The following is an 8,900-nucleotide window of genomic DNA, read 5'->3' as shown; positions in this document are numbered from 1 at the left end:
AAATAAGATGCTATTAATTTTTTATTATAAAAAATTAATATTTATTTTCGCTAAATTAACTTAAAATATTTATTTATTAGAAAAAATTTACTATTTGTTTTTTTTGTGTTTTTTCTGTGCAGTAGTGTACAAGCACAAACCTATCATGAAGATGATAAAGAAGGATTACGTGTTTTTCTTCGTCAGCCAACCGATAAACCGGGGGTGTTGAATCTGCATGTTTTGGGTTTAACCATAGCAGATACTTTAAACTGGGGAGCTTCAGAAGTATGGGTCGCCAAATTATTAGGTCGTTGTGTATGGAATACAGTATCTCCCAAGCGATTAATAAAATTAGATGTAGGTGGTGTTTTTAATAATACAAATAGATTATATGGGGTATTAGATGCTAGTAAGTTTGTTTTTTTAGAAGAATTACGTTGTTATAATAATATGTTGACATCCTTATATGTTTTTAGGAATATGAATTTAACCAATTTGAGTTGTCATAATAATAGACTAACATCCTTGGATGTTTCTAAGAATGTAAATTTAACCAGTTTGGATTGTAGTAGTAATGGATTGATATCCTTGGATGTTTCTAAGAATGTAAATTTAATTAGTTTGAGTTGTTCTTCAAATCAGTTAACGTCATTGGATGTTTCTAATAATTTGAATTTAACCAGTCTGTTTTGTTCTTCGAATGAATTGAGATCATTGGATGTTTCTGAGGTTGTTGGTTTAATATATTTAAATTGTGACTCTAATTTGTTGACGTCATTGAATGTTTCTAAAGGTTCGGGTTTAAAACAATTGATTTGTAATCGTAATGAGTTGACATTATTAGATGTTTCCGAGAATGTAAATTTAGAACATTTGGATTGTTCTTCAAATCAGTTAGCGTCATTAGATGTTTCTAATAATTTGGAATTAACTAATTTGAATTGTAGTAATAATAGATTAACATCATTGGATACTTCTAAGAATATAGATTTAAGATATTTGACTTGTTCCTTAAATCAGTTGATTTTTTTGAATGTTACTGGAGCTGATAGTTTAGTTTATTTATATTGTCAATCTAATAAGTTAACATCATTAGATGTTTCTGGGAATGTAAATTTAAAACATTTGAGTTGTTCTTCAAATCAGTTAACAGTTTTGAATGTTTTTGGTGCTGTTAGTTTAGAAAATTTGACTTTTTTTTCAAATCGGTTAGCATCATTAGATGTTTCTAATAATTTGGAATTAACTAATTTGGATTGTCGTAATAATAGATTAATATCCATAGATATTTCTAGTAATTTAAATTTAGAGGTTTTGCATTGTTCTTCAAATCGGTTAACGTTCTTGAGTGTTTTTAAGAATGTAAAATTAAGACTTGTGGATTGTTCTTCAAATCAGTTAATGTCATTGGATGTTTATAAGAATGTAGATTTAATATATTTGAGTTGTTCTTCAAATCAGTTAACATCATTAGATGTTTCAAATAATGTAAATTTAAAGTTTTTGTATTGTTCTAACAGTCATTTTATGTTTTCGGATTTATCTAATATAGAAAGTTCATCGCCTTTACTTAGTTGGTTTGATTATGCCCCTCAAAAGCCTATTGAAGGAGAGGTTATAGGTGTCGGACAGGAAATCAATTTAAGTAGTGAGTATTCTGTTAAAGACAATATAACTATATATAAATGGTATACCGAATCGGGTATACCTATAGAGTTGAAACATACTGCTAATGGTAAATTTATTGCCGAAAAAACGTATGCTGGGCAGACACTGGTCTGTAAAATGACTAATGCTGGATATCCTGATCTTACTATTGACTATCGTGTCACTATAAGCAAAGTAGCGTCATTAGAAGAGCATTTAGCACTAAAAACAGCAACAGACTATCTTTATGAAGTAGCAGTAGGAGATCGCTTTCGGGTTCGGGCAGTGGTTTCAGCAGATCAGGAACAGGTAAAAATAGGGCTGTTTAGTAACAAAGGTGTTTTTTATACTGATATTACACTTTCCGGAGAAGGTAAGCACTATATCTGTCAAATACCCGAAAATATCTCAAAAGGAAAGTATATTGTCCAGCCGTATATAGAAACAGACGGTACGAAAAAAATCATTAGCCGTCCAGAAGGATCACATCTGATCGATAAGTTGCCGATTACCGTTTTAGGAGAAAAAGGTTTTGATTTTAGAACAGCAACCGTATCAAAGCATTTACAGCTGAGAACAGCTCGGGATAATTTCTTTCAGGTAGCAGTAGAAGATCTTTTTGAAGTATATGTTCCTTTCTCAGAAACCGCTACAAACATTGGGTTGTTTGAATTAAACGGTGTTTTTTTGGCTGATATTACCGAAGCAAAGAACAGGGATCACTATAAGTGTAAAATGCCTTTTGAAATCAACGAAGGGAATTTTATTATTATGCCATATACAGTAGAAAATGGAGCCGTAATAATAGCAGAGCGAGAAGCGGGATCTTATTTGATTGATCGTTTGCCATTATCCGTAACAGAAGGAGATATATGGGGATCTAGGTTTGCTTTAGAAGCCACAACACTTACAATCCATCCCAATCCCGTAATGGACGTAGTCTATATCAATGCACCCGAAAAGATTGAAAGAATAGAAATTTATAATATGAACGGGTATTTAGTAAAACAAGAAAACCAACCAAGTCAGGGAATACCCGTTGGCAACCTACAAAAAGGCGTTCATGTTTTAAAAGCTTATACTTCAAAAGGAGTGACCAGTCATAAAATAATAAAGAATTAAAAAAAAACACCTTGTTTTAGAAAAATCAAGATAAGTGTTATTTGTAGTTTGTCCGGTATTAGAAGAACTTTCGAATACCGGACTTTTTTTATAGTTTTTTATAGTTGATAGTTTTTAATTGATAGTTTTCAGCTTTGTCTTTTTAACAGCAAGAAAATGTTATCTGGGTTCGAAAGCTGTTTAGGATACTGAGTACTGAATACTGAATACCTCACATTTCTTCTGATCTATAACATATTGTTTTGATAAATCATAAAAAAACTAATATTATAACAAGACTTCTTTTCTTGTTGTTAAATTATTTTACATTATTATTTTATAATAAAAAAAATAACTATTATTTTTGTTAAATTAACTTAAAAAAATGTTTAATTTAAATTTATTTTATGAAAAATAACTTACTATTTGTTTTGTTTTTGCTGTGCGGTAGTGTACAGGCACAAACGTATGATAAAGATGATAAAGAAGGACTGCGTGTTTTTCTTCGTCAGCCATCGAGTCAATCAGGACAGCTGAATCTGCATGCTTTGGGTTTAGTTACGGCAGACACCTTAGATTGGAGTACCTCAGAAGCGTGGGTTACTAAATTGGGAAGTCGTTGTACGTGGAACACAGCATCTCCTAAACGGCTGACAGAATTAAGTGTAATTAATACCTATAAATTAAGCGGAACATTAGATGCCGGTAAATTTATTTTTTTAGAAAAATTATATTGTTATAACAATGTATTGGCGTCTTTGGATGTGTCTAAAAATGTGAATTTAAAATATTTGAATTGTTATAATAATCGATTAACGTCCTTGGATGTGTCCAAGAATGTAGAATTAACTAGTTTGAATTGTTATTCAAATCAGTTAACGTCATTGAATATGTCTAAGAATGTAAAATTGACCGATTTGATTTGTTATTCTAATAAGTTAACGTCCTTAGATGTTTCTAAGAATACAAAATTAACTACGTTGAGTTGTTATTATAATCAGTTAACCTCATTAAATGTTTCTGGTGCTGTCGGTTTAGTGAGTTTGTATTGTTACAATAATCAATTAACCTCGTTAAATGTTTCTGGCGTTGACGGTTTAGTGAATTTGAATTGTTCTAATAATCAGTTAACCTCATTAAATGTTTTAAGTAGTATCGGTTTAGTGAATTTGCAATGTTCTAATAATCAGTTAGCGTCATTGGATGTTTTTAATAATACCAACTTAACGATTTTGAATTGTAATAATAATCAGTTAACATGGTTGGATATTTCTAAAAATATGAAATTAAAAGAATTGAATTGTTCTAATAATCAGTTAACATGGTTGGATGTTTCTAATAATATAAACGTAACGCATTTATATTGTGATCAAAATCAGTTAGCGTCATTGGATGTTTCTAAGAATACAAAATTAACTACGTTGAGTTGTTATAATAATCAGTTATCATCGTTAGATGTTTCCAATAATATGAGTTTAAATACTTTGAATTGTAATGATAATGAGTTATCGGTATTGGATATTTCTAATAATATAAATTTAAATACTTTAAATTGTAATGATAATGAGTTATTAGCATTGGATATTTCTAATAATGTAGGATTAAGATACTTGTATTGTGCTAATAATTATTTTATGTTTTCAGATCTTTCTACCCTAAAAAATTCGGGGTCTTTTTCGAGCTTTTCCTATACACCTCAAAAAAGTAGAAAAGAGATAGTAACCAGTGCTCCGGAAATAGATTTAACGAATGAATACTATATTAATGGGAATATAACGACCTATAAATGGTATACTGAATCGGGTACACCTATAGAGTTGGAGCAACGTGTTGGAGGTAACTTTATAGCAGAAGGAATTGGTATAGGGCAAATGCTGGTTTGTAAAATGACGAATGCTAGTTTTTCCGGTCTTACTGTTGAATATCATGTTACAGTACAAAAAGGAATGGCATTAAAACAACATCTGATAGTAAAAACAGGAACAGAATATCTTTATGAAGTACAAGTAGGTAAAGCATTTAAGGTTCAGGCAGTTGTTTCAGAAAATCAAGAACAGGTAAAAATAGGTTTATTTAGAAATAACGGTATTTTTTACAAAAACATTACTCTTTCCGGAAAGGGAAATGTTTATACTTGTAGAATACCCACAGATGTTTCAAAAGGAGCCTATGTTATTCAGCCCTATAGAGAGGTTAATGGAGGAGTAGAAATTATTGTACGTCCTACAGGGTCATATTTGATTGATAAGTTACCGATTACTGTTTTAGGAGAAAAAAGTTTTGATTTTAGAACACTATCCGTATTAAAGCATTTGCAGTTGAAAACTACTAAAGACAATTTTTTTCAGGTAGAAGTTGAGGTGCCTTTTCAGGTATATGTTCCTTCTTCAAAAGCGGCTGTTCTTCATATTGGATTGTTTGATATAGGAGGTACGTTTATGAATGATATTACCGTTGCCAGAAATGGTTATGTATATGACTGTGAAGTGCCTTTTGAAATTGCTGAAGGAAACTATATTGTTATGCCATATACCGTAGAGAATGGAGTTGTAAAAATAGAAGAACGAGAATCAGGGTCTAATTGGATTGACCGCCTGCCGTTATCCGTAATAGAAGGAGACGTATGGGGATGGGGATATAAATTAGCTTCAGTAGAAGAAAAAGTTGCAGAAGCCACAACACTTACAATCTACCCTAATCCTGTAATGGACGTAGTCTATATCAATGCACCCGACCAAATTGAAAAAGTAGAAATTTATAATCTGAACGGACATTTAGTAAAACAAGAAAACCAACCGAATCAGGGAATATCCGTTGGCAACCTACAAAAAGGCGTTCATGTTTTAAAAGCCTATACTTCCAAAGGAATAACCAGTCATAAAATAATAAAGAATTAGAAAACACCTTGTTTTAGAATAAAATCAAGATAAGTGTTATTTGTAGTTTGTCCGGTATTCGAAAGTTCTTCGAATACCGGACTTTTTTTATAGTTGATAGTTTTCAGCTTTATGTTTTTAACAGAAAAGTACTACGCTGGTTCGAATATTGATCACTGCATACTGATCACTGAATACTGCATACTGAATACTGTGACTGATACACTGCATACCGATCGCCGAGTACTAATTACTAGCTACTGATTTCAGATCCTGAATAAGAGAAGAAACATATTCGATAATATCATTTATATAGCTAATTGCATTTTCAATACCCGCTTTTAGTCGCTCAATAAACGAAATGATCCGGTCAATAAAATCTAACAAAGCATTCAGGAAGTTTTGTATTCTGGTACTATAATCCATAATTTTTTAGTTGATAGTGGTTAATTTGTGAGAGTGAAACAGAGATAGTAAAAGGACTTATTCAGCATAGATCAGATAAGGTCTTCTCATTTTTTTAAATTCAGATAATCCTTTCTCCCATGAATTTCTAATTTGAGTTTCACTTAATCCCTGTTCGATTTGTTGTTGCAATTGTTTCGTTCCCGCTAATTTAATAAAGTAATTATTAAAGAACTTTGTTTTGTTGAAAGTATTCTGATACGCTTTAATCAGCCATTTTATTTCCAGTTGGTTGACCTTTTCTATATTGGATAAATCTTCCCCATAACAGATTTTACCATCATAAGGAGGTGTTTTTGCCCCCAAATTAGGTTTCGGAGTAAAAGAAAAAGTACTCCTAGGTAAAAAAGGAGAGCCATAAATTTGAAACTGTTTATCCGTTCCTCTGCCAACACTAACATTAGTACCCTCAAAAAAGCATAAACTAGGATATAAATTTATAGACTGGTCGTTTGGCAGATTAGGAGAAGGTTTTGCAGGCAGACTATAAGACATCCCTCTCGAGTAGTTTAAACAGGAAATTACCGTTAATTCACACTGAATACCGTTATTTAGCCATTTCTGACCATTAATCATCTGACCATATTCACCAATCGTCATTCCATGTAATATAGGAATAGGATGCATGCCGACAAAACTTTTATTCACCATTTCCAAAGTAGGTCCATCTATAATATTTCCATTCGGATTAGGTCGATCCAGAATAATCAGAGGAATGTTGCTTTCCGCACAAGCCTCCATTATATAATGCAGAGAAGAAATATAAGTGTAAAAACGAGCACCAACATCCTGCAGATCAAATACCATAACATCAATCCCTTTTAACTGCTGAGCACTAGGTTTTTTGTTATTCCCATATAGAGAAATAATAGGCAAGTTCGTTGCAGTATCCTTTCCATCCTTAATTGATTCCCCCGCATCAGCCGTTCCTCTGAATCCATGTTCCGGAGCATAAATTTTTGTGATATTAATTTTTTTATTAGTAATAAGATAATCAACAAGATGAACCGGAACAGTTCTGATCTTCATTGCGTATCCATCTTCAGTATCCGTCTTAATTTTTTCTTGTTTAAATACAATTCCCGTTTGATTAGTAACAATTCCAACTTTTTTATTTTCCAATAAAGGAATATATTCCTTATAATTTTCAGCACCCGTTACAATAGGAGTTTCGTCCCTGATAATTGTTTCAGGAGTTCGATCAGCAGTTTTTATTACAGATTGTTTAGCTGTATTTTTTGTGCTTTGAGCATTTCCACAAGAAATAAACAACAAAACAAAGAATAAAAATGTATTTTTGAAAACATTAATTGACATCATATAAAATTGAATTTAGAACATTTTATCGCTAAAAGATTAATTACTACCAGAGACAATAAAAGTAGTATTTCTTCACCAATTATAAAAATTGCAATTTCAGCTATTGCTATCGGGATAATTATGATGATTATTTCAGTTGCAACAGGCGTTGGATTACAAAAGAAAATCCGACAAAAAGTAGCCGCATTCAACGGACACATTAGTATTGCTAACTATGATAATAACGAATCAGAAGTTAGTTTAGTTCCCATTTCGACAAAACAGGATTTTTATCCAAAATTCACATCCGTTAAAGGAATCAGTTATATTCAGGCAGTTATTACAAAAGCAGGTATTATAAGAACAGAAAATTCTTTCGAAGGAATCATCTTTAAAGGAGTAGGCAGAGATTTTCAGTGGAAGAATATAGAAGAATATATAATTGAAGGTCACAAACCCAATTTAGAACATAAACTAAATCCCGAAATACTCATCTCACAATATTTAGCAAACAGATTAAATCTTAAAGTAGGAGACAAGTTTAATACCTTCTTTATGAAAGAAGAAGGCAATAAATTGCCAAATCTCCGAGTATTTAAAATAGTAGGCATTTATAATTCCGGATTACAGGAATTTGATGATACCTATATAATAGGAGACATTCGTCATTTACAGCGTATCAATAAATGGCAGTCTGACCAAGTAGGAACATTTGAAGTGTTTATAGACGATTTTACACAAATAGATCAAAAAGGAGAAGAGATATATAATGAAATCCCGTCCACCTTAGACACACAGACCATTTCCAGAAAATATTCCTATATATTCGAATGGCTCGAGTTGTTTAACGTAAACATTATAGTAATACTCATTATAATGATTGTTGTTGCCGCAATTAATATGGTAGTAGCATTATTAGTCCTTATATTAGAGAGAACCCAGATGATCGGAATACTTAAAGCATTAGGAGCAAATAACTGGATGATCAGAAAGATTTTCCTGTATAATGCCCTTTATCTCATTATAAGAGGATTGTTCTGGGGTAATTTTATCGCTATCGGAATGTTGCTGATCCAAAAATATTTTGGAATAATTAAACTCAACCCCGAAAATTATTATGTTAATGAAGCCCCCGTATATATAGACTCGATTTATATTTTACTTTTAAACGGAGGTACAATATTGATTTGCTTACTGGTTTTGCTGATTCCGTCTTATTTGATCACGCGAATATCACCAGTTCGTGCCATTCGTTTCGATTGATTTTATGTTTTTGGAGTAGAAATGTGATTTATTGCTTTTTAATTTTATAGTCTGTCACATTTGAGCCCTGCTATTTATCCTGTTTTTTTCAGTTGAGTTGATTTATTTTAGTTTAAATAGTATCAACCTTTCAATTTTTAGGGTTTGTTATTATTAATTTTCAAATTCTTTTATTGTATAAGTGTTTGTTTTTGTGTCTTTTAAAAAAAAGAACAAAAATAGTTTAAAAAAAGTCTTGCGCAAGTGAAAAAAGGTGTTAGATTTGCA

5 protein-coding genes are annotated in these 8,900 nt (G+C 31.5%); 3 read left to right on the top strand and 2 right to left on the bottom strand.

The genetic code is table 11. The features are described from left to right. Nucleotides 1–105: 105 nt before the first annotated feature. Together AC4FQX_RS14900 and AC4FQX_RS14895 are read left to right on the top strand one after the other, a co-directional pair. Nucleotides 106–2,751, top strand: coding sequence for a T9SS type A sorting domain-containing protein (locus AC4FQX_RS14900; RefSeq protein ID WP_491168516.1), 2,646 nt, complete (start codon nt 106–108; stop codon nt 2,749–2,751). A 386-nt stretch (nt 2,752–3,137) separates the two neighbouring features. Beyond that, entirely contained in the window at nt 3,138–5,627 is a 2,490-nt protein-coding gene (locus AC4FQX_RS14895; protein ID WP_491168515.1) for a T9SS type A sorting domain-containing protein, read from the top strand. Nucleotides 5,628–5,852: 225 nt separating this feature from the next. On the opposite strand, the gene AC4FQX_RS14890 is transcribed toward AC4FQX_RS14895, so the two are convergent. Then, nucleotides 5,853–6,032: a hypothetical protein gene (locus AC4FQX_RS14890; protein ID WP_491168514.1), complete on the bottom strand. Its 180-nt coding sequence runs from the start codon at nt 6,030–6,032 to the stop codon at nt 5,853–5,855. A 57-nt stretch (nt 6,033–6,089) separates the two neighbouring features. Continuing rightward, complete coding sequence (locus AC4FQX_RS14885) at nt 6,090–7,391, bottom strand: exo-beta-N-acetylmuramidase NamZ family protein (protein WP_491168513.1); 1,302 nt, start codon at nt 7,389–7,391, stop codon at nt 6,090–6,092. 6 nt (nt 7,392–7,397) lie between these two features. Between AC4FQX_RS14885 and AC4FQX_RS14880 the strand changes: the two genes are divergently transcribed. Further along, nucleotides 7,398–8,633, top strand: a complete 1,236-nt coding sequence (locus tag AC4FQX_RS14880; protein ID WP_491168512.1) for an ABC transporter permease — start codon at nt 7,398–7,400, stop codon at nt 8,631–8,633. Nucleotides 8,634–8,900 lie beyond the last annotated feature (267 nt).

It is taken from the genome of Flavobacterium sp. AK-301 (assembly GCF_058310215.1).
Note: the sequence above shows the minus strand (reverse complement) of the source record. Positions and strands in the feature narration are given on the sequence as shown.